Raw genomic sequence first — 21,710 nt, forward strand, 5'->3', positions numbered from 1 at the left:
ACAGCGGGTGGGTGGGTGATGAAGAGGTGGGCGATGGGGTCGACACGGAGGCTTGCGACGGCGGTGGGAGGGCGCAGGAGGTGACCCCGCGGGCCTGCTCCTGCAGGGCTATTGTCCGCGGGTGCGCGCCTGCGCGCGCGCATGGCGCGCCAGCGTCTGGCGCGCCTGGGCCAGCACGGGCGCGTCCACCATGCGGCCGTCGAGCACGCAGACGCCGCCGCCCGCCTGCTGCAGCGCCTGCTGCACGCGCAGCGCCTGGGCCACGGCGGCCGCGTTGGGGTCGAAGGCTGCGTGCAGCACCGCTACCTGGGCCGGGTGTATGCACAGCTTGCCGCCAAAGCCCATGCGGCGCGCGCGCGCGGCGTCCTGGGCCATGCGCGCGGGGTCTTGCGTGTCCACGGTCACACCGTCGATGGGCGCGGCCACGCCCGCGCGGCGCGAGGCCAGCACCAGGGCCATGCGCATGGGCAGCAGCTCGGCCTCGTCCGCGTCGCAGGCCATGCCGGCATCGACCTGGAAATCGAGGTGGCCAAAGGCCAGGCGCGCCACCTGGGGCGCGGCGGCCAGCGCATCGACGGCGGCCAGCCCCGCGACGGACTCGACCAGCGGCAGCAGCGCCGCGCCGGGCCCCGCGGCCCGCGCCACGGCCTGCAGCGCCTCTATGCGCTCGGCCTTGGGGCTCACGGCGCCGGCCAGGCCCAGTGCCGTGAGCCGCGAAAGTGCCTGCAGGTCGTCGGCAAACCAGGGCGTGCCCTCGGCATTGATGCGCACCAGCAGGCGTGCGCGTTCGGCGTCAGCGAGCTGAGCCACTGCCTCCAGCAGTGCGGCGCGCGCGCCGTCCTTGTCGGCCGGCGCCACGGCGTCCTCCCAGTCGGCGATGACCATGTCGGCGCCGCTGGCCAGGGCCTTGGGGATGCGCTCGGGCTGGGTGGCGGGGACGAACAGGAAGGAGCAGGCCTGGGCGAGGGTATCGAGCGCCGTCATGCCGCATCCCCGGCCAGCAGCGCTCCCACGCGCGGCCACTGAGCCACCTGCCACAGGCCGGTGACGGCGGCCTGGGCACTGGCCACATCGACCGCACCGCCGTAGGCGGCCAGGCGCAGGGCCTTGGCCGTGATTTCCTCGCGCGCGAGGGTGTTGCCCGGGTCGCCCTTGGGTTCATCGACGCGGCCGTGCAGCACGCGGCCATCCGCGGTCTGCACGGTGACCTTGCCGATCCAGCGCTGCGGGTAGGCGGCGTCCACCTCGGGGTCCAGCACCATGGTGACCTTCTCGCGCAGCGCGACGGTGGCAGGCGCCAGGAAATCGGCGTCGAATTCGGTGAGGCCCGCGTGGCCAAAGCGCGCGGCCAGGGCCAGCACCGTGCCCATGCTGAATTTGCTCTGGTGCACCGTGGTCGGCGCCGTCACCGGGCCCAGCACGTCGATGGCGCCCTGGTGCACATGGCAGGTGACCTGGGCGATGTCTTCGATGCGCACGCCGTGCTGCTGCATGACCTGCAGGAGCGCATCGGCGGCCGGGTGGGTGTGGCGGCATGAGGCGTGCCATTTGAACGAGGTCTCGGCCGTGGCCCAGCGGGTGCCAAGGCCCTCGGTGAGTTTGGCGGGGTTGGCGTCCTGCGACATGCCGGCCGCCATGCCCTGGGGGCCGGTGAAGATGTCCTGCGCGCCGGTGAAGCCGTCCTGGGCGAGGTAGGCCGCCATCAGGCCCGCGGCCGCGGCGTGGGCCGTGTGCAGCTGCTTGCTGTCGGCGGCGCTGCGCAAGAACTCCCACAGGCCCGCCGACTGCGTGCCGGCCGAGCCAAACGCGTGCTGCATCTGCGCGGGCGTGAGCCGGAGCAGCCGCCCCACGGCCGCGGCCGCGGCCAGCGTGCCCGCCGTGGCCGTGGTGTGGAAGATGCGGTAGTGGCTGCGGCCCAGAAATTCGCCCACGCGGATGCCGACCTCGTAGCCCGCGACGCAGGCGGCCATGAGATCGGCGCCGCTCGCGCCCGTAGCCTGCGCCACGGCCAGGGCCGGCGGAAAGACCACGGCCGCGGGGTGGAACACCGAGCCGTTGTGCACATCGTCCTGCTCGGCAAAGTGGCTGGCCGCGGCGTTGGCCAGCGCGGCCATCATGGGCGAGCTGCTTGCGCCCTGGGCGATGACCTCGCTGGGCCCCTGCTGCGGTCCCTGAGACAGCGCAAAGCGCGTGATGCTCACCACGGGCCGCGCCCTGCAGCCCGCGAGCACCGAGCCGAACCAGTCGACCCACAGGTCAACGGCGCGGCGCTGCACGGGCTCGGGGATGTTGCTCCACTGCAGCGTGGCGGCGAATTGGGCCAGGGGATGGATGGTGGCTTGGGGTTCTTGCTTCATGGGGGCTCCGGGGCGGGATCAAAGGCTTGTGGGCTGTTGCTCCCTCGCCCCCTTTGGGGGAGAGGGCGGGGGTGAGGGGGCCAGGGTGGCGTATGCAGCGGGGGCCACCACCCTCACCCCTGCCCTCTCCCGCCAGCGGGAGAGGGAGTGTTGGCCAGCGCGGCGATCTGCTCGGCCGTCCAGCCCAGCTCGGCCAGGATGGCGGCGTTGTGCTGGCCCACGGCGGGCACGGCATCCATGCGGTAGTCGAACGCGCTGCTGACGCCCGGCGGCAGCAGGGCCGGGATGCGGCCCACGGGGGTATCCACCTCGCGCCAGCGCTCGCGTGCCTTGAGCTGCGGGTGCGCCCACAGCCCCGACATGTCGTTCACGCGGGCGTTGGCAATGCCTGCCGCGTCCAGGCGCTCGACCACCTGGGCGGCGGAAAGGCCCGAGAACTCCTGCAGGATCAGCGCTTGCAGCTCGGTGCGGTGCGCATTGCGCTCGGCGTTGGAGCAAAAGCGCGCATCGCTCGCCACCTCGGGGCGCCGCAGCACCTGCTCGCAAAAGGCCTGCCATTCGCGCTCGTTCTGCAGGCCCAGCATGACGGTGCCGCCGTCGCCCGCGGCAAACGGGCCATAAGGGTAGATGCTGGCGTGCGATGCGCCCGTGCGCGGCGGCGGCGGCGCGCCATCGAAGGCGTAGTACATCGGGTAACCCATCCACTCGCCCATGGCCTCGAGCATGGAGACGTCGATATGGCTGCCTTCTCCCGTCCTGCCGCGCAGCAGCAGGGCCGACAGGATGTTGGTGTAGGCATACATGCCGGCGGCGATGTCGGCGACCGAGATGCCGGACTTGGACGGCGTCTCGGGCGTGCCGGTGACCGACAGAAACCCTGCCTCGCTCTGGATCAGCAGGTCATAGGCCTTCTTGTCGCGGTACGGGCCGTCGGCGCCATAGCCGCTGATGTCGCAGACGATGAGCCTGGGGTTGTGGCCTTTGAGGGCCTCGTACGACAGCCCCATGCGCGCGGCCGCGCCGGGCGCGAGGTTTTGCACCAGCACGTCGGCGGTCTTGAGGAGCTGCAAGAGCGCGGCGCGGGCCTCGGGTTGCTTGACGTCCAGCGCCAGGCTTTCCTTGTTGCGGTTGAGCCAGGTGAAGTGCGACGACTGGCCGCGCACGCGCTGGTCGTAGCCGCGCGCGAAGTCGCCGCCGCCGGGGCGCTCGACCTTGATCACGCGCGCGCCCAGGTCGGCGAGCTGGCGCGTGGCAAAGGGCGCGGCGACCGCGTGTTCCAGGGAGATGACGGTGATGCCGTCGAGGGGGCGAGTCATGAACAGGGCTCCGGTGCAATATCAAAAGCAGGATTGGTTGGCTGTTTCTCCCTCGCCCCCTTCGGGGGAGAGGGCAGGGGTGAGGGGGCTGAGCCGTGCATGAATGTTGGCTGCCACCCTCACCCCAGCCCTCTCCCGCCAGCGGGAGAGGGAGTGAACGGCCGTCAGAAGGAGCGCGGCAGCTTCAGGATGTGCTCGGCCACGTAGGAATAGATCAGGTTGGTGGATATGGGCGCCACCTGGTACAGCCGCGTCTCACGGAACTTGCGCTCCACGTCGTATTCGCAGGCGAAGCCAAAGCCGCCGTGGAACTGCAGGCAGGCGTTGGCCGCCTCCCAGCTCGCCTTGGCCGCGAGGTATTTCGCCATGTTGGCCTGGGCGCCCATGGGCTGGTGCGCGTCGAACAGCTCGCAGGCCTTCCAGCGCATCAGGTTGGCGGCCTCGACCTCGATGTAGGCGTCGGCAATCGGGAACTGCACGCCCTGGTTCTGGCCGATGGGGCGGCCGAACACCTGGCGGTCGCGCACATAGTTGGTCACGCGGTCGAGGAACCAGTAGCCGTCGCCAATGCACTCGGCCGCTATCAGCGTGCGCTCGGCGTTCAGGCCGTCGAGGATGTACTTGAAGCCCTTGCCCTCCTCGCCGATCAGGTTCTCCTCGGGGATCTCCAGGTCCTCGAAGAACAGCTCGTTGGTCTCGTGGTTGACCATGTTGGGAATGGGGCGCACGGTGAGGCCCTTCTTCTGGGCTTCCGCCAGGTCCACCATGAAGATGGACATGCCCTCGCTTTTCTTTTGCACGTCGGCCAGCGGCGTGGTGCGCGCCAGCAGAATCATCCAGTCGCTGTGCTGCACGCGTGAGATCCAGACCTTCTGGCCGTTGACCACGTAGCGCCCGTCCTTCTTCACGGCGCTGGTCTTGATCTTGGTGGTGTCGGTGCCGGTCGTGGGCTCGGTCACGCCCATGGACTGCAAGCGCCATTCGCCGCTCGCAATCTTCGGCAGGTACTTCTCCTTCTGCGCCGCGCTGCCATGGCGCAAGAGCGTGCCCATGTTGTACATCTGGCCATGGCAGGCGCCGCTGTTGCCGCCCGCGCGGTTGATCTCCTCCATGATCACGCTGGCTTCAAGCAGGCCCAGACCCGAGCCTCCGTACTCATGCGGGATCAGCGCGGCCATCCAGCCGGCGCGGGTCAATGCATCGACGAACTCCGCCGGGTAGGCGCGTTGCTCGTCCACCTTGCGGAAGTACTCGTCGGGAAACTGGGCGCACAGCGCGCGTATCGCGTCGCGGATCTCGTGGTGGTTGTTGGAGCTGGTCTGTTCGATCATGATGGTCTTTCAAGTGTTTTTGGCCTCCAGCGCCCGTCCATCAAGCGCTGGTAGCTATTGAATGAATAGTGATTCAGGCCAGCACGGCCGTGGCCTGCATGGTGAGCGCGCCCTCGTGGTCCTGCGCCCACAGGTGCACGGTGCGGCCGTCGGCATCGGGCCTGCCGTGCACGGAGAAAGGATGCAGGTCGGTCGTAGGCCGCACCGCGCGAAAGTCAAAGCGCGCGAGCCGCGCCTGGGGCCGCTCGCGCCGCAGCAGCTCCAGCAGCAGCGTGGCGATCAAGGGCCCATGCACGACCAGGCCCGCATAGCCCTCGACCTCGGTCACGTACTTGCGGTCGTAGTGGATGCGGTGGCCGTTGAAGGTCAGGGCCGAGTAGCGAAACAGCAGCACCGGGTCGGGCGTGATGCGGCGCGACCAGGCCGCCTGGCCGGCCAGCGGCGGCTGCTGCGGCGCCGGTGCCGGCGCGCCCGGCGTGGGCTCTGCGCGGTAGACGATGTCGTGCTCCTCGGTGAGCGCCAGGCCCTCGGCGTTGTGGTACTGGTGCTCGACCAGCACGAACATCAACTCGCCCGTGCGCCCCGCCTTGTGCGTGACCGAGCGGATGGTGGAGCGCCGCTCGACCTGCTGGCCCACGCGCAGCGGGTTGTCCGCCTGCCAGGCCAGGCGCGCGCCCGCCCACATGCGCCGCGGCAGCGGCACGGGCGGCAGAAAGCCGCCGCGCTTGGGGTGGCCGTCGGGCCCGATGTCGCTGGCGCGCGCATGCGGCGCAAAGTACATCCAATGCCAGGCCGGCGGCAGCTCCATGCCGGCTGCGGGCGGCGGGTCGTCACGGTCGAGCGTGGCCGCCAGGGCGTGTACCGGCGCGGGCACGAGGCTGTCGCTCAAGGTCTCGCTCCTGCCCTGCCAGGTCTGCAGATGGGCCAGCTCGGTGGCGTCTATGGTGGTATCCGTCATGGCCGCCATGGTCGCGGCGGATGGGCGGCCGTGCAATCCACGTTTGTGAAACCGTGCCTTCCGCGCCCATGAAGCCCCACCCTGATGCGGGTGCGCTTTCACGCAGCCAAAGCCCGGCCTAGCGATTGCGAAATGGCGCGCGCCGGCCTTTGCGTTCATGCTTGCGCGCTGATCGACAACGAACCCATAGGACGACGAACATGGCGCAGAAGATGGTGCAGGACAAGGTGGTGGTGGTCACGGGAGCCGGCGGCGGCATAGGGCGCGACATGGCGCTGGCGCTGGCCGCGGCGGGCGCCAGGGTGGTGGTCAACGACATCGGCACCTCGACCAGCGGCGAGGGAACGGACACCGGCCCAGCGCAGAAGGTGGTCGAGGAGATCAAGGCCGCGGGCGGCCAGGCCGTGGCCAACACCGACAGCGTGGCCGAGGCCGCTGCCGCCGCGCGCATCGTGCAATGCGCGGTGGACAGCTTTGGCCGCATCGACGGCGTGGTGAACAACGCCGGCATCCTGCGCGACCGGTTCTTCCACAAGATGAGCCTGGACGAGTGGGACGCCGTGGTCAAGGTACACCTCTACGGCAGCTACTACATGGCGCGCGCGGCGGCCAACCACTTCAAGGAGCAGGCGAGCGGCGCCTTCGTGCACATGACCTCGACCTCGGGCCTGATCGGCAACTTCGGCCAGGCCAACTACAGCGCGGCCAAGCTCGGGCTGGTCGCGCTGTCCAAGAGCATTGCCCTCGACATGCAGAAGTTTGGCGTGCGCTCCAACTGCATCGCGCCCTTTGCCTGGAGCCGCATGATCGGCTCGATTCCCACCGACACGCCAGAGCAGCAGGCGCGCGTGGCCAAGATCCAGCAGATGACGCCCAACAAGATCGCACCGCTGGCGGTCTACCTGCTGTCGGACGCGGCCAAGGACGTGAACGCCCAGGTCTTCGCCGTGCGCAACAACGAGATCTTCCTGATGAGCCAGCCGCGCCCCGTGCGCTCGGTGCACAGGAGCGAGGGCTGGACGCCCGAGTACATCGCCGAGCATGGCATGCCGGCGCTGAAAAGCAGCTTCGTGCCCATGGAGCGCTCGGGCGACGTCTTCTCATGGGACCCCGTCTGACCAACCTCACGACCGCAGAAAAATGAATACCGTCACCCCGGCGAACGCCGGGGTCCAGGCCCCCTCCTCTGGATTCCGGCTTGCGCCGGAATGACGCGGGGGGGGGGGGCGGTGCGGCATCTCAAAGGACAAGCCCATGGCCATCGACTACCACCACCTGAAGAACCGGGTCTTCGCGCCCGTGCACCAGCATTACACCGAGCGCGACACCATGCTCTACGCGCTGAGCCTGGGCCTGGGCAACGACCCGCTCGCCGCCGCGGCGCTGCCCTTTGTCTATGAGGGCATGCCGGGCGGCCTGCGCGCCCTGCCCACGCTGGCCGTGGTGCTCGGCTACCCGGGCTTCTGGGCGCGCGAGCCGGACACGGGCATCGACTGGGTGCGCCTGCTGCACGGCGAGCAGCGCGTGCGCTGGCACAGGCCGTTGCCGGCCGACTGCGCCGTGGTCGGCAAAAGCCGCATCACCCACCTCACGGACAAGGGCGCGGACAAGGGTGCCATCCTGATTGCCGAGCGGCGCCTGGAGACCGAGGCCGGCGAGCCCCTGGCCACCATGCAGCAGGTGACCTTTCTGCGCGGCGACGGCGGCTACAGCCAGCAGGGTGACGGACAGCCGAGCGACGAGCCGTTGCCGGCGCTGGCGCCCACGCCGCAGGATCGCGCGCCGGACTTCAGCGACAGCCAGGCGATACGCCCCGAGGCCGCGCTGCTCTACCGCCTGATGGGCGACTACAACCCGCTGCACGCCGACCCTGAGGTGGCGCGCAAGGCGGGCTTCGAGCGCCCCATATTGCACGGCCTGGCGAGCTATGGCCTCGTGGCCCATGCGCTCCTGCGCCAATGCGCGGGCGGCGATGCGGCGCGGCTCAAGGCGCTCGATATCCGCTTTGCCGCGCCGGTCTACCCGGGCGAGACCCTGGTCACCGAGATCTGGCGCGTGCCCGGCCAGGACGGCCAATACCAGCTGCGCGCGCGCGTGGCCGTGCGCGACAAGCTGGTGCTGAGCCACGGCTACGCCGAGTTGGCCTGAACCGCTTCCACTCCCTCTCCCGCGTGCGGGAGAGGGCTGGGGGGAGGGGGCATGCCATCGGCATTGCGCCCAAACCACCCCCTCACCCCCACCCTCTCCCCCAGGGGGGGCGAGGGAGTCCATACCAGGAGACCGCATGCAAGACGCCCCCGTATTGACCGCCGTGCAGGACGGCATAGGCACCATCACCCTGAACCGCCCCGAGGCGCGCAACGCGCTCGGCCAGGCCATGCGGCCGGCCCTGGCCGCCGCCGTCACGCAGATGCGCGACGACAAGGCCGTGCACGCCGTCATCCTCACGGGCGCGGGCGGCGCGTTCTGCTCGGGCGGCGACATCTCGGCCATGCTCGACCCGGCGCGCCAGGGCCTGACCTTTCGCGACGGCATGCGCGCGCTGCACCAGTGGTTCCCCGAGCTCGTGAACATGGAAAAGCCCGTGATCGCCGCCGTCGACGGTCCGGCCTTCGGCGCGGGCCTGAGCCTGGCGCTGGCGGCGGACTTCGTGCTCGCCACGCGCCGTGCCCGGTTCTGCGCCGTGTTCGGCCGCATCGGCCTGATCCCCGACCTGGGCGCGCTGCACCTGCTGCCGCGCATCGTGGGCCTGCAGAAGGCCAAGGAACTGGTCTTCACCGCGCGCACCCTGGACGCCGAGGAGGCGCGCCGGCTTGGCATGGTCTGCGACATCGTGGAGGACGGCACCGCGCTGACCGAGGCCGCGCAGGCGCTGGCAAGGCGCTTTGGCGATGCGTCCACGGCCGCCATCGGCATGGCCAAGACCATCATGAACCAGTCCTTCGAGAGCGACGCGCGCACCATCGCCGAGCTCGAGTCCTACGGCCAGAGCCTGTGCCGCAGCTCGCCCTACCACCAGGAGGCAATTCAGCGCTTCAAGAACAAGGAGCCGCTGCGCTTCGATTGGGATAGGCCGGCATGAGGGCTGGTCGCGATGAACCCTGACAACGCTACCCTGGCCGAGCGCCTGCAGCAGCTGATCCGCCCCGGCGATACCCTGTGGTGGGGCCAGGCCCAGGCCGAGCCGCTGACGCTCACGCGCGCCGTCGTAGCGCACCGCCATGCGCTCGCGCGCGGCGGGCGGCTCGGCGTGTTCGTGGGCATGGCGGGCTCCGACACCCTGCAGCCCGCGCAGGCCGATGTGTTCGACTTCTTCGGCTATGCCGCGGGCGGCGCGCACCGGGCACTGGCGGCCGCGGGGGTGCTCGACATCGTGCCCAGCCACTACTCGCACCTGCCCGGGCTCATAGAGAGTGGCCGGCTGCCCGCCGATGTGCTGCTGCTGCAGGTATCGCCCGCCGACGCCCAGGGCCGCCACAGCTGGGGCATGGCGCAGGAATACCTGCCCGCCGTGCTGCGCCGCGCGCGCGTGGTGATCGCCGAGGTCAACCCCGCCGTGCCCTGGACCCATAGCGGCCCCTGCCTCAGGGCGTCGGACTTCGCGCTGCTCGTCGATGCCGAACACCCGCCGCTCGAGCCCGGCCGCGGCGCGGGCGGCGCGGCCGAGCAGGCGATTGCGCACCACATTGCCGGCCTGATCGAGGACGGCGCCACGCTGCAGCTCGGCGTGGGCAATCTGCCCGAGGCCGTGCTGGCCGCCATGCATGGCCACCGCGACCTGGGCCTGCACAGCGGCGCCGTGGGCGACGGCATAGCGGCATTGGCCGAGGCCGGCGTGCTGACCAACGCGAAAAAGAGCATCGACCCTGGCGTGGGCGTGGCCGGCATCCTCATGGGCGGCGAGCGCCTGCGCCGCTGGGCGCACCGCAACCCGCAGATCGAGCTGCGCGCCACCAACTACACGCACCACCCCGAGGTGCTGGCCGCAAGCCACAAGCTCGCCGCGATCAACGCCGCCATCGAGGTCGACCTGACGGGCCAGATCAACGCCGAGGTGGCCGCCGGCGGCTACGTGGGCGCCGTGGGCGGTGCCATGGACTTTCTGCGCGGCGCGGCCCGCAGCCGCGGCGGCCTGCCCATCGTCGCGCTGCCGGCCACGGCCAAGGGCGCAAGCCGCATCGTCGCGCAGCTGTCCGGCCCCGTGAGCACGCCGCGCGCGGACGCCGGCCTCATCGTCACCGAGCATGGCGTGGCCGACCTGCGCGGCCAGACCCTCTCGCGCCGCGTGCGCCGGCTGATCGACATCGCCGCGCCCGAGCACCGCGAAGACCTCGAGCGCCAGGCGCATGCGCTGCTGCGCCGCTGTGGCGCGGTGTTGTCATGAAGGTGGCGTGTGCCGCAGATTCTGAGAATGAACACCAACCGTCATCCCCGCGCAGGCGGGGATCCAGGCAGGCGCCACAGACATACCGTGTGTCGCGAGCGGTCATCCCCGCGAAAGCGGGGATCCAGGTGCTACCCATGCCGTCGATTCGTCGCTGCCGTGGATCCCCGCCTGCGCGGGGATGACGGAGGGCGAGGCATCGGCAGAAGTCGTTTCAAACAATCAAATTGATAGCTGCTTGCGCTTGATGCATAAGCGATAGAGCCATTTCTCTTATCAAACCCCAAGGAGACCCACCATGCGCCGAGCCGCCATCGTCACCCCCGTCCGCACCGCCGTCGGCACCTTCGGCGGCAGCCTGCGTCCCGTGCCCGTCGAAGAGCTCGCGGCCACCACGGTGCGTGCCGTGGTCGAGCGAAGCGGCATAGACCCCACGCGCATCGACGACGTGGTGTTCGCCCAGTCCTACGCGAGCAGCGAGACGCCCTGCGTGGGCCGCTGGGCCGCGCTGCAGGCGGGCCTGCCGGTGGCGGTGCCGGGCATGCAGCTCGACCGGCGCTGCGGCGGTGGGCTGCAGGCCGTGGCCACGGCCGCGATGATGGTGCAGAGCGGCGCGGCCGACGTGGTGATTGCCGGCGGCGTCGAGAGCATGAGCAACATCGAGTACTACAGCACCGACATGCGCTGGGGCGCGCGCTCGGGCAACGTGCGCTTCTATGACCGGCTCGACCGCGGGCGCGAGCGCTCGCAGCCCGTGGAGCGCTTCGGCAAGATCAGCGGCATGATCGAGACGGCCGAAAACCTCGCGCGCGATTACGCCATCACGCGCGAGCAGGCCGACGCCTACGCCCTGCGCAGCCACCAGAAGGCCGCGGCCGCCTGGGCCGCGGGCCGCTTTGCCGACGAGGTCGTGCCCGTGCAGGTGCCGCAGCGCAAGGGCGAGCCCATCACCTTTGCCCGGGACGAGGGCTTTCGTGCCGACGCCACGCCCGAGAGCCTCGCGAAGCTGCGCGTCTTGATGCCAAACGGCACCGTGACGGCCGGGAACGCCAGCCAGCAAAACGATGCGAGCGCCGCCTGCCTCATCGTCGCCGAGGACAGGCTCGCCGAGCTGGGCCTGACCCCCATAGCCACGCTGGTCGGCTGGGCCGCCGCGGGCTGCGAGCCCTCGCACATGGGCATAGGCCCGGTGCCGGCCACGCAGAAGCTGCTGGCGCGCCTGAACCTCACGCTCGACGACATGGACCTGGTCGAGCTCAACGAGGCCTTCGCCTGCCAGGTGCTCGCCGTGCTCAAGGGCTGGGGCTGGCAGGACCAGGCGGCCATAGAGCACAAGCTCAACGTCAACGGCTCGGGCATCTCGCTCGGCCACCCGATCGGCGCCACGGGCGTGCGCATCCTGGCCACGCTCTTGCACGAGCTCGAGCGCAGGCGTGGCCGCTACGGCCTCGAGACCATGTGCATAGGCGGCGGGCAGGGGATTGCTGCGGTGTTCGAGCGCGTGTGAGCGTGCATGCCTAACGAGGACTGAACCCCGGGTTAGGCAAATGCAGATTCACATGCCGCGGCCGGGCGCGCACCATGCGCCGCGCCAATCACTCAATCACAGGAGACATCGCATGACCGCTTCGCGCCGCCTTTCGCTGGCCGCCCTGGCCGCCCTGGCCCTGGCACCTCTGGCCTCGGCCCCCGTCGCCGCCCAGGACGGCCAACCCTTGCGCCTCATCGTCGGCTATGCCGCGGGTGGCCCCGTGGACCAGGCCGCGCGCCTGTTCGGCCAGGCCCTGGCCAAGGAGCTCAATACCAGCGTGATGGTGGAGAACAAGACCGGCGCCAACGCCACCATTGCCGGCAGCGAGGTCGTGCGCGCCAAGCCCGACGGCCTGACGCTGTGGTATGCCGCCAGCCCCACCATCACCATCAGCCCCAACGTGATGAGCAAGATGCCGTTCGACCCGGCCAAGGACCTGGCACCGGTGGCGCCCATCCTCAGCTACTACAACCTGCTCGTGGTCAACAACAACGAGCCGTACAAAGACCTGAAGGAGCTCGTCGCCTACGCCAAGGCCAACCCGCGCAAGCTGGCCTATGGCTCGGCCGGCGTGGGCGCATCCAACCACCTGGGCGCGCTGCTGTTCGCGCAGCGCAGCGGCATAGAGATGAACCACATCCCCTACAAGGGCAACGCGCCGGCCATGACGGATGTGATCGGCGGCCAGCTCAACATGATGCTGGACATCATCAGCACCGCGAGCAACTACGCCCACGCGGGCAAGGTGCGCCCGCTGGCCGTGACCTCGCCGCAGCGCAATGCCGCACTGCCCGATGTGCCGACCTTTGCCGAATCGGGCATAGACGGCCTGCAGGGCTTCGACGTGGGCGGCTGGTACGGCATCTACGGCCCCAAGGGCATGGCGCCCGAACTCGTGGCCAAGCTCAACAAGGCCGTGAATGCCGCGCTGGCCCAGCCCGAGTTGAAAAAGCGCTACAAGGAGCTGGGCTACGACGAGTGGACCGGCAGCCCCCAGACCCTGGCCGAGCGCGCCGCCAAGGAGCGCGCCATGTGGGCCACGGTGACGCACGGCATCGCCGTGGATTGAGCAGCCCAGGCGCATCGTGGTGCGGTTCACGCGGCCCACGAACCTCCTCGCTTTCACAAGGAGACATCCCATGACCATCCACCCCACCCGCCGCCAAATCGTCGCAGGCGGCCTGCTGGCCGCGGCCGCCCAGCCCCTGGCTGCCCTGGCAGCCGACGCCTGGCCGAGCAAGCCCGTGCGCTTCATCGTGCCCTTTCCGCCCGGCGGCCCCGTGGACACCACGGCGCGCGCCGCAGGTCAGAAACTGGGCGAGATCTGGAACACGCCCACCGTCATCGACAACCGCGCCGGCGCCGGCGGCGTGGTCGGCGCCCAGGCCGCGGCGCGCGAGGCGCCCGACGGCTACACCCTGTTCATGGGCGCCATTCATCACTCGGTCAACCCCACGCTCATGGGCAATCTGCCCTACGACATCGAGAAGGATTTCGCACCCATCAGCTTCGCCGCCATGTTCCCGGTGTTCATCGTGGTCCACCCCTCGGTGCCGGCCAATACCGTGCAGGAGCTGATCGCCCTGGCCAAGAAGCCCGGCAGCACCTTGAGCTACGCCTCATCGGGCAACGGCGGCGGCACGCACCTGGCGGGTGAGCTGTTCAACATGGAGGCCGGCACCAAGCTGCAGCATGTGCCCTACAAGGGCAGCGCGCCGGCCATGAACGATCTGCTCGGCGGCCAGGTGCAGATCATGTTCAGCGACGCGCCCACGGCGCTGCCGCAGATCAAGGCCGGCCGCGTCAAGGTGCTGGCCGTGGCCAGCAAGAAGCGCTCGGCCATGCTGCCCGATGTGCCCAGCGCCGCCGAGGCCGGCCTGCCCGGCTACGAGGCCTATTCCTGGACGGCGCTGTTCGCACCGGCCAGGACGCCCCAGGCCGTGCTGGACAGGATCAACGCCGACTTCAACACGGCCTTCAAGGACCCGGCCGTGCGCCAGCGCCTGCTCGACGCCGGCGCCGAGGCCGCGCCCGGAACGCAGCAGGAGATGCGCGACTTCCTGCGCGCCGAGATTGCCAAATGGGCCAGGGTGATCAAGACGGCGGGGATTACGACGGGGTGAGAGGTGCTCCGATTGCTGATCGCTGTGCGGTTGGGTTGATTGCAGGGGCTGGAGCAGTAGCTCTGCCACCTGCTATTGACCCATTGCAGACGTTTAGCCCACGAGTGTGACAGGCAGCTCGGCAGCGATTGAAGTCCGTCAACCCCTTGGTATCAAAGTCGACATTCGGCCAGCAGGGTGCGGGCCAATGTCAGCTATGAGGACCCACCACTTCAAGCCATCGTTTACCGCTCCTTCGCGATGGCCGTCTGCAACCGCCCCCAGAGTGGGCGCAGTTGCCTTCGGATCTCCTTGGAGTTCATCATCTGTGCAGCCGTGTAGCCGTATCTCAGGAAGTTCCGTTTGCCCAGATGGGAGTACCTGGCAAGGATCTTTCGTTGGTACAGCTGCCGCTCGTAGGCGCCCTTGGCGTTCTTTGCCTTGTTTCTGCTGCGCATCGTCTGCTTAGCTAGGCTTACGCCGCGCTTCATGCGGTTCGAGAACTTGGCGAATGCGGCCGAACGAATGAGGATCCGCTTGCCATCAAAGAGGAACCCCAGGTACTGTAGGGGCTGATTGCAGGCTTGGGCTGCCCCCTTCTTGACGAAGGAGCAGGTGTCGGTTTTTGCTGGATTGATGGTCAACTTGAGCTTGCCTACTTCGGCGATGCAGAACTTCTTAGTTTTCTCTGCCAGGCTCGTGGGCATGATGAAGAGGATGTCATCGCAGTACCTCATGTACAGACCGCCTTGCCTCTTGGCGAAGCCGTGCGCGGCTGCGTCAAAGTCGAGCATGTAAATATTGGAGAGCAGGGCGCTGATCGGGGTTCCTTGCGGAATGCCGCATTTGTGCTGGTTGACCTTGACGAGCCCAGCTGCGCGAACGTCCTGCTTGAAGTCGGCAGGGCTGCAGAGGCGATGTCTTCCGCCGCCTCGGGGGTTGTGCACGGACACACCAAGTGCCGCGAAGCAGTCATTGCGGTCAACGAATGAGAACTTAGTCAGCGCCTTGAAGACAGCGTAGTGGTCCCGCGGAAGGGACGAGGTGTTCAGCAAGCGCATCCATCGTTGCTTGAGCTGCGCGTGATCAATATTGTCAAAGAACTTCGTGACATCCAGCGCGACTGCCACGCAGTCTCCGCGCGCGCTGATCTCGTCGAAAGCGGCTTTCGCAAAGTCAATATTGTTCTTTCCCAGTGAGCGAAACGCGAGGACGCAGTCACCCAGTCCTTGCTGCCCGAGTACTGCCTCGTACAGCTTGCTCAGAGCTTCTGCATAAAAGCTGAAGATCAGCGAATCGCCATGCGCCGCATATGAAATCTCGCGGTCCTTAGGATGGCAATCAAGCTGTCCGGTGGTCTTGTCTTGCTTGATCTTGGTGGTATGAATCTGGAACCGGATCAGGGGCCAGAAAGAGTGCGCTGCCACAGCTTCCGGATTCGTGACCAAGGTCGTAGCCTTCTGAAAGTTCAACGGCTCGTCGAAGTGCAAATAACGGCGTTGCCGAAACCAGGTTGGCTTGTCCTGCATGCAAAGTAGGGCTTGGTAGCAAAACCGGGGAGGGATAAGACCGTGGCAATCTTCACCACCCTCCCCGGCTTAACCGAGTGACAACTCATCACCATCTTGCGACACAGGGCCGCGTAGCCACGCGTGTTAACAATGTCGTACAGTTACCTGGAGACAACCATGAGGCTGAGATTCCAAGTGCAGTGGTCAAGTTGGATCGGCATGGCCGGGTGGCTTGACATCCTGTGACATACCCTCAACACAATTTTGTTGAGGCGATGCAAGGTTAACATGGTAGCGCGGGCTTGCTATTGCGAGATCAGCCGACCTTCAAGTACTTGCAAGTGCTCTTCGACAGCGGCTTGAACGCCTGGTCGCCCGAAATGGTTGTCAGCACCTTGTAGTAGTCCCAGGGGTAGTTCGATTCGGCCGGCTTCTTCACTTGCACCAGGAACATGTCGTGCACCATGCGCCCGTCCTCGCGCAGCCGGCCGTTCTGCGCAAACATGTCCGACAGTTTCATGCCCTGCAGCTGCTTGACCACGGCCTGCGCATCGTCGGTGCCCGCGGCCTGCACGGCCTTGAGGTACTGCGTGACGGCGGAGTAGTCGCCTGCCTGGATCATGGATGGCATCTTCTTCATCTTGCCGAAGAAGCGCCGCGCCCAGGCACGGGTTTCGTCGTTGCGGTCCCAGTAAAAGCCTGTGGTGAACACCATGCCCTGGCCGTGCTTGAGGCCCAGCGCGTGGATGTCGTTGATGAACATGAGGCTGGGCACGATGGTCTGGCTCTTGGTGATGCCGAACTCGTTGGCCGCCTTGATGGCGTTGACGGTGTCCGAGGTGGCGTTGGCCAGAGCGATCACCGGCGCCTTCGATCCCTGGGCCTGCAGCAGGAAGGATGAGAAGTCGCTGGCGTTGAGCGGGTGGAAGGTGCTGCCCACGATCCTGCCGCCGCCGGCCTGCACGAACTCGGTCAGGTTGGCCGCCATGGCCTTGCCGAAGGCGTAGTCCACGCCCAGGATGAACCAGTCCTTCTTGCCCTGGGCGAGGATGCCGTCGGCCGCGCCCTTGGCCAGCGCGTAGCTGTCGTAGGTGTAGTGGATGGCGGTGGGCGCGCAATGCTCGTTGGTCAGAATGTCGGAGGCGCCGCCGGTGTTCATCACCAGCTTGCTGCGCTCGCGCGCCAGGTTGTTCACGGCCACGGCGACGGCGGTGTTGTTGAGGTTGATGATCAGGTCCACGCCGTCGCGGTCGAACCAGGTGCGTGCATGGGTGGCGCCCACGTCGGCCTTGTTCTGGTGGTCTGCCCAGACGACCTCTATCTTCTTGCCCAGCACGCTACCGCCGAAATCCTCCACCGCCATCCTGGCCGACTCCAGCGAGCCACGCCCTGCGGTGTCGGCGTACAGGCCCGACATGTCGGACAGCACGCCTATGCGCACCACGTCGTCGGATATTTTTTGCGCCTGCGCGCCAAGGCCGGCCCCGAGGCCACAGGCCAGCAGGCACGAGAGAAAGAGCGGGTGATGGCGGTGCGGCATGTTGTCTCCGGTTGTTGATGGACGATCAGCGCCGCATGCTAGGGATGGGCGGCCGGGCTTTGCTACGTGATTGCGAAACAAGGTGTTCGGCTGTGCGAAAGCCGGGAAATCCCGCGCCATGGCATTGCGCGGCGGCGCCGCGAAAGCCGCCCTTTCAAATTGCCGAATTGAAGCGCGCCGCCACTGCGGGCATGCTGCGGGCAATTGCATTCACATGCCGGGGTTCGCCCGGTCGTCACTTCATGCAAATGAGCGCCCAAACCCACTACCAGGCCGAGCTCGATGCCGGCCGCTTCTGCATACAGCAGTGCCCCGCCTGTGAGCGGCATGTATTCGCCCCGCGCGAGCTGTGCCCGCATTGCGGCGCCGGCGGCCTGCGCTGGGTGCGCGCGAGCGGCCTGGGCACGGTCTATTCCACGAGCACCATTGCGCGCAAGCAGGACGCGGGTGGCAACCACAACGTGGCGCTGATCGACCTCGACGAGGGCGTGCGCATGATGAGCCGTGTCGAGGGCCTGGTGCCCGAGGCCGTGACCATTGGCCTGCGCGTGCAGGCCCATGTCGGCCAGAAGGACGGGCGCGGCCTGGTGCTGTTCACGCCCGTCGCGCAGGGAGGTGCCGCATGAGCCGCATCCCCCCATCGCATCTGGACGCCGCCGCCGTGAACCGCGGCCTGCGTGGCCGCGTGGCCATTGCCGGCGCCGCCACCTATGGCTGCGGCGAGGCGCCCGGCATGGACGACATGACGCTCTTGGTGCGCGCCGCGCAGGCGGCCGTCGCCGACGCGGGCCTCACCATGCAGGACATCGACGGCCTGGCCACCTGCAGCGTCAACGCGAGCATGTGGCCCATGCCGGTGATCGAGCATCTGGGCATCAACCCGACCTATGTGGACGGCACGATGATCGGCGGTTCGAGCTTCATCGCCCACCTGCTGCCCGCGATCCGCGCGCTCGAGGCCGGGCAGTGCAAGGCCGTGCTGGTGTGCTACGGCAGCGCCCAGCGCAGCGCCACCTTTGGCCGCAAGGAAAGCATTGCCGCGCGGCGCTTTCTCGACCCCCAGCCCTATGAGTTTCCGTACGAGCCGGTGCTGCCCGTCACGGCCTACGCGCTGGCCGCGGCGCGCCACATGCACGAATTCGGCACCACGCGCCGGCAGCTGGCCGAGGTGGCCGTGGCCGCGCGCGCCTGGGCGCAGAAGAACCCCGAGGCCTTCATGCGCGACCCGCTCAGCATCGACGAGGTGCTGGCCGCGCGCCCCATCGCCAGCCCGCTCACGGTGCGCGACTGCTGCCTGGTGACCGACGGTGGCGGCGCCATCGTGCTCACGCGTGCCGAGCGCGCGCGCGATCTGCCGCGCCCCCCTGTCTATGTGCTGGGCAATGCCACGGCGGTCTGGCACCGGCAGATCTCGTGCATGCCCGACCTGACGACCACGGCGGCCGCGCAGTCCGGCGCCCAGGCCTTCGCCATGGCTGGCATGCGGGCCGCCGACATGGACATGGCCCAGGTCTATGACGCCTTCACCATCAACACCATCCTGTTCCTGGAGGACCTGGGCTTCTGCGCCAAGGGCGAGGGCGGCGCCTTCGTGCAGGACGGCGGCATCGCGCCCGGCGGGCGCCTGGCCGTCAACACCAATGGCGGCGGCTTGTCCTGCGTGCACCCGGGCATGTACGGCATCTTCGCGCTCATCGAGGCCGTGCGCCAGTTGCGCGGCGAGGCCGGTGCGCGCCAGCTGCCAATACACCGCACGGCCGTGGTGCATGGCAATGGCGGTACGCTGTCGAGCCAGTCCACGGCCATCCTCGGCACGTTTGACACCCTCTGAAGAGCGAAAGGAGCATCGATCATGATCCGCGACCCTGAAATTCTGGAAGCCCTGCTCGACAGCGTGCGCCGCTTCGTGCGCGAGCGCCTCGTGCCCGCCGAAAACGAGGTGGCCGAGACCGACGAGATCCCCGAGGCGATCGTGCAGGAGATGCGCGAGCTCGGCCTGTTCGGCATGACCATCCCCGAGAAGTTCGGCGGCCTGGAGCTGACGATGGAGGAGGAATGCCGCGTGCTGCTCGAGCTGTGCCAGACCGCGCCCGCGTTCCGCTCGGTGATAGGCACGACGGTGGGCATAGGCTCGCAGGGCATTTTGATCGACGGCACGCCCGAGCAGCAGGCCCAGTGGCTGCCCAAGCTGGCCACGGGCGAGGTGATTGCCTCGTTTGCGCTCACCGAGCCCGAGGCCGGGTCGGACGCAGCCTCGCTGCGCACCACGGCCGTCAAGGATGGCGACCACTACGTCGTCAACGGCACCAAGCGCTTCATCACCAACGCGCCGCACGCCGGCATGTTCACGCTGATGGCGCGCACCAATCCGCAGAACAAGGGCGCGGGCGGCGTGTCCTCGTTCATCGTCGATGCGAAAAGCCCCGGCATCAGCTTCGGCAAGTACGACGTCAAGATGGGCCAGAAGGGCGCGCACACCTGCGACGTGATCTTCGATAACGTCAAGGTGCCCGCGGCCAACCTGATCGGTCTGAAGGAAGGCAAGGGCTTCAAGACCGCGATGAAGGTGCTGGAGAAGGGCCGCATCCACATCGCTGCCGTGGCCGTGGGCGTGGCCAAGCGCATCCTGCGCGACGCGCTGGCGTATGCGCTGGAGCGCAAGCAGTTCGGCCAGCCGATCTGCGAGTTCCAGCTGGTGCAGGCCATGCTGGCCGACAGCCAGGCCGAGCTCTACGCGGCCGAGTGCATGACGCTGGACGCCGCGCGCCGGCGCGACGATGGCCTGCCGGTGTCCACCGAGGCCTCCTGCGCCAAGATGTTCGCCACCGAGATGTGCGGCCGTGTGGCCGATCGCGCGGTGCAGATCCTGGGCGGCGCGGGCTACATGGCCGAATACGGCATAGAGCGCTACTACCGCGACGTGCGGCTGTTCCGGCTGTACGAGGGCACGACGCAGATCCAGCAGATCATCATTGCGCGCAACATGATCCGCGAGGCCCGCGACGCATGAGCACGCCGGGCCGCTCCCAAGTGCGAATCCCGCAGCGCGCAGCGCGGAGGGTAGTCCAGTGAGCGCGTCGCAACAGCCCCAGGAGCGCAGCGCCTTTCTGCGCATGATGGGCGCGGCCCAGGTGCCGGCGCCCGAAGGCAAGGTGTGGGTGCGCCTGCCCGAGCTGCGCCCCGAGCTGCTCAACCAGCTGCCCGCCGCGCATGGTGGCGTGATCATGGCGCTGCTCGATTCCGTCATGTCGCGCGCCTGTGCGCTGCAGCCGGGCGCGCCCTCGCAGACCGCGGTGACGGTGGAGATGTCCAGCCGCTTTCACCGCCCCGCGCGCGGCGCGCTGCTGGCCGAGGGCTGGGTGGTGCATGGCAGCCGCAGCCTGTGCAGCTGCGCCGCCGAGCTGCGCGACGCGCAGGGCCAGGTGGTGGCCACGGCCAGCGGCACGTTCAAATACTGGCTCGCGCCCACGACCTGGGACTCGCGCGAGTGAGGAGCATGCGCGACGCAAGCGACGCCACCGGTTGGACAGCCCCCGCCCCGTCATCCCCGCGCATGCGGGGATCCAGGTGCCACCCAGGCCGTGGCTTCGTCACCGCGTTGGATCCCCGCATGCGCGGGGATGACGGAGGCCTTGCCGAGGCGGCTCGACAAATTCAGGCACCTGATCCGTGATTGAAGCCAAAAAAGCCTGTAGCGCTTATCCATCAAGCGCAGATAGCTATATTTAAAGGAGCGTCAGGCCAGCGCCAGCCGTCCCTGCGCATCGTCCACCAGCATCTGCACCAGCTCCTGCGCGAAGCTGGGCAGGGCGTCGAGGCTGCGCACGCAGATCTGCATCTCGCGCACCGACCAGGCGTCGGACAGCGGCACGATGGCGATGTCCATGGTCTGGGCGTGGCGGCTGGCGGCGGACTCGGGCAGCACGCCCACGCCCACGCCGGCCTCGATCATGCGGCAGGCCGTCTCGAAGTTGCCCACCTGGATGCGCTGCTTGATCGGGCGGTGCAGTTGGTCGCTGGCCTGGCGCAAAAAGCTGTGGATGGCGGTCGATTCATGCAGGCCCACGTGGTCGAGCTCCAGCGTGTCGGCAAAGGCGATCTGCATCTGTCCGGCCAGCGCATGGCCCTGCGGCACCACCAGCACCAGGCGGTCGCGCCGGTAGGGCAGGGTCTCCAGGTTCTCGGTGCGCACCAGGCCGGCGACTATGCCGATGTCTGTCTGGCCCTCGGTCACGGCACGCACGATGTCGTGCGAGGGGCGCTCGCGCAGGTCGATGTTCACGTCCGGATTGCTGCGCAGAAAGTGGCGCAGCACCGGCGGCAGGAACTCGCCGAGCGAAGTGGTGTTGGCAAACACGCGAACATGGCCCTTGATGCCGCGCACATATTCCTGCATGTCGCCGCGCAGATGTTCGATCTGGCCCAGCACCATGCGTGCATGGGTCACAAAGGCCTGGCCCGGTGGCGTCAGCGTCACACCCTGGCTGGTGCGGTAGAGCAGCTTGGTGCCTATGCTCTCCTCCAGGTTCTTGATGCGCGTGCTCGCGGCGGGCAGGGAGATGAAGGACAGCTCGGCACCGCGCGTCATGCTGTTGGCGTCGGCGATGTGCACCATGAGGCGCAGGTCCACAAGATCGAAATGCATGGCCATGGCGGGCATTGTAGAAAGCGCGGCGAACG

General features: G+C 68.2%; 19 protein-coding genes. 11 read left to right on the plus strand and 8 right to left on the minus strand.

The features are described from left to right. Positions 1–108: 108 nt before the first annotated feature. The 5 genes from ABUE11_RS00850 to ABUE11_RS00870 form a co-directional block, all read right to left on the minus strand. Positions 109–984, minus strand: coding sequence for a CoA ester lyase (locus ABUE11_RS00850; protein ID WP_367067086.1), 876 nt, complete (start codon positions 982–984; stop codon positions 109–111). After that, entirely contained in the window at positions 981–2,357 is a 1,377-nt protein-coding gene (locus tag ABUE11_RS00855) for an MmgE/PrpD family protein (protein ID WP_367067087.1), read from the minus strand. The genes ABUE11_RS00850 and ABUE11_RS00855 overlap by 4 nt, the downstream gene beginning before the upstream one ends. A 113-nt stretch (positions 2,358–2,470) precedes the next feature. Continuing rightward, on the minus strand, positions 2,471–3,673 hold the full coding sequence (locus tag ABUE11_RS00860; protein WP_367067089.1) for a CaiB/BaiF CoA-transferase family protein: 1,203 nt from the start codon (positions 3,671–3,673) through the stop codon (positions 2,471–2,473). A gap of 164 nt (positions 3,674–3,837) precedes the next feature. Then, positions 3,838–5,004 (minus strand): acyl-CoA dehydrogenase family protein, encoded by a 1,167-nt coding sequence (locus ABUE11_RS00865; protein WP_367067091.1) that lies wholly within the window; start codon positions 5,002–5,004, stop codon positions 3,838–3,840. 73 nt (positions 5,005–5,077) lie between these two features. After that, a complete protein-coding gene (locus ABUE11_RS00870) occupies positions 5,078–5,971 on the minus strand; it encodes a MaoC family dehydratase N-terminal domain-containing protein (RefSeq protein ID WP_367067092.1) in 894 nt (297 codons plus the stop codon). Positions 5,972–6,162: 191 nt separating this feature from the next. On the opposite strand from ABUE11_RS00870, the gene ABUE11_RS00875 reads away from it, so the two are divergent. The 7 genes from ABUE11_RS00875 to ABUE11_RS00905 all read left to right on the plus strand — a co-directional run bounded on the left by ABUE11_RS00875 (position 6,163) and on the right by ABUE11_RS00905 (position 14,000). After that, positions 6,163–7,080, plus strand: coding sequence for an SDR family NAD(P)-dependent oxidoreductase (locus ABUE11_RS00875; RefSeq protein ID WP_367067093.1), 918 nt, complete (start codon positions 6,163–6,165; stop codon positions 7,078–7,080). Positions 7,081–7,216: 136 nt separating this feature from the next. Continuing rightward, positions 7,217–8,110 (plus strand): MaoC/PaaZ C-terminal domain-containing protein, encoded by an 894-nt coding sequence (locus ABUE11_RS00880; protein WP_367067094.1) that lies wholly within the window; start codon positions 7,217–7,219, stop codon positions 8,108–8,110. A 136-nt stretch (positions 8,111–8,246) separates the two neighbouring features. Then, positions 8,247–9,044 (plus strand): enoyl-CoA hydratase/isomerase family protein, encoded by a 798-nt coding sequence (locus ABUE11_RS00885; RefSeq protein WP_367067095.1) that lies wholly within the window; start codon positions 8,247–8,249, stop codon positions 9,042–9,044. 12 nt (positions 9,045–9,056) lie between these two features. Further along, entirely contained in the window at positions 9,057–10,346 is a 1,290-nt protein-coding gene (locus ABUE11_RS00890) for an acetyl-CoA hydrolase/transferase C-terminal domain-containing protein (RefSeq protein WP_367067096.1), read from the plus strand. 298 nt (positions 10,347–10,644) lie between these two features. Continuing rightward, complete coding sequence (locus tag ABUE11_RS00895; protein ID WP_367067097.1) at positions 10,645–11,853, plus strand: acetyl-CoA C-acetyltransferase; 1,209 nt, start codon at positions 10,645–10,647, stop codon at positions 11,851–11,853. A gap of 112 nt (positions 11,854–11,965) precedes the next feature. Next, positions 11,966–12,946: a tripartite tricarboxylate transporter substrate binding protein gene (locus tag ABUE11_RS00900; protein WP_367067098.1), complete on the plus strand. Its 981-nt coding sequence runs from the start codon at positions 11,966–11,968 to the stop codon at positions 12,944–12,946. Between the two features lie 70 nt (positions 12,947–13,016). Beyond that, a complete protein-coding gene (locus ABUE11_RS00905; protein ID WP_367067099.1) occupies positions 13,017–14,000 on the plus strand; it encodes a tripartite tricarboxylate transporter substrate binding protein in 984 nt (327 codons plus the stop codon). A 224-nt stretch (positions 14,001–14,224) separates the two neighbouring features. Here ABUE11_RS00905 and drt2 read toward each other — a convergent pair whose 3' ends face one another. Further along, on the minus strand, positions 14,225–15,508 hold the full coding sequence (drt2, locus tag ABUE11_RS00910; protein ID WP_367067100.1) for an antiviral reverse transcriptase Drt2: 1,284 nt from the start codon (positions 15,506–15,508) through the stop codon (positions 14,225–14,227). 298 nt (positions 15,509–15,806) lie between these two features. Continuing rightward, positions 15,807–17,030, minus strand: a complete 1,224-nt coding sequence (locus ABUE11_RS00915) for an ABC transporter substrate-binding protein (RefSeq protein WP_367067101.1) — start codon at positions 17,028–17,030, stop codon at positions 15,807–15,809. A gap of 242 nt (positions 17,031–17,272) precedes the next feature. On the opposite strand from ABUE11_RS00915, the gene ABUE11_RS00920 reads away from it, so the two are divergent. From ABUE11_RS00920 to ABUE11_RS00935, 4 genes are all read left to right on the plus strand, one after another. Then, on the plus strand, positions 17,273–17,656 hold the full coding sequence (locus ABUE11_RS00920; RefSeq protein WP_367067102.1) for an OB-fold domain-containing protein: 384 nt from the start codon (positions 17,273–17,275) through the stop codon (positions 17,654–17,656). Further along, the gene (locus ABUE11_RS00925; protein WP_367067103.1) at positions 17,653–18,861 is read left to right on the plus strand and encodes a thiolase; all 1,209 of its coding nucleotides are present in this window, start codon (positions 17,653–17,655) and stop codon (positions 18,859–18,861) included. The genes ABUE11_RS00920 and ABUE11_RS00925 overlap by 4 nt, the downstream gene beginning before the upstream one ends. 21 nt (positions 18,862–18,882) lie before the next feature. Further along, entirely contained in the window at positions 18,883–20,040 is a 1,158-nt protein-coding gene (locus tag ABUE11_RS00930; RefSeq protein WP_367067104.1) for an acyl-CoA dehydrogenase family protein, read from the plus strand. 103 nt (positions 20,041–20,143) lie between these two features. Next, positions 20,144–20,521, plus strand: coding sequence for a PaaI family thioesterase (locus ABUE11_RS00935; protein WP_367068868.1), 378 nt, complete (start codon positions 20,144–20,146; stop codon positions 20,519–20,521). A 245-nt stretch (positions 20,522–20,766) separates the two neighbouring features. Here ABUE11_RS00935 and ABUE11_RS00940 read toward each other — a convergent pair whose 3' ends face one another. Further along, a complete protein-coding gene (locus ABUE11_RS00940; RefSeq protein ID WP_367067105.1) occupies positions 20,767–21,681 on the minus strand; it encodes a LysR family transcriptional regulator in 915 nt (304 codons plus the stop codon). Positions 21,682–21,710 lie beyond the last annotated feature (29 nt).

It is taken from the genome of Oryzisolibacter sp. LB2S, from assembly GCF_040732315.1.
Classification (GTDB): domain Bacteria; phylum Pseudomonadota; class Gammaproteobacteria; order Burkholderiales; family Burkholderiaceae_C; genus Alicycliphilus; species Alicycliphilus soli.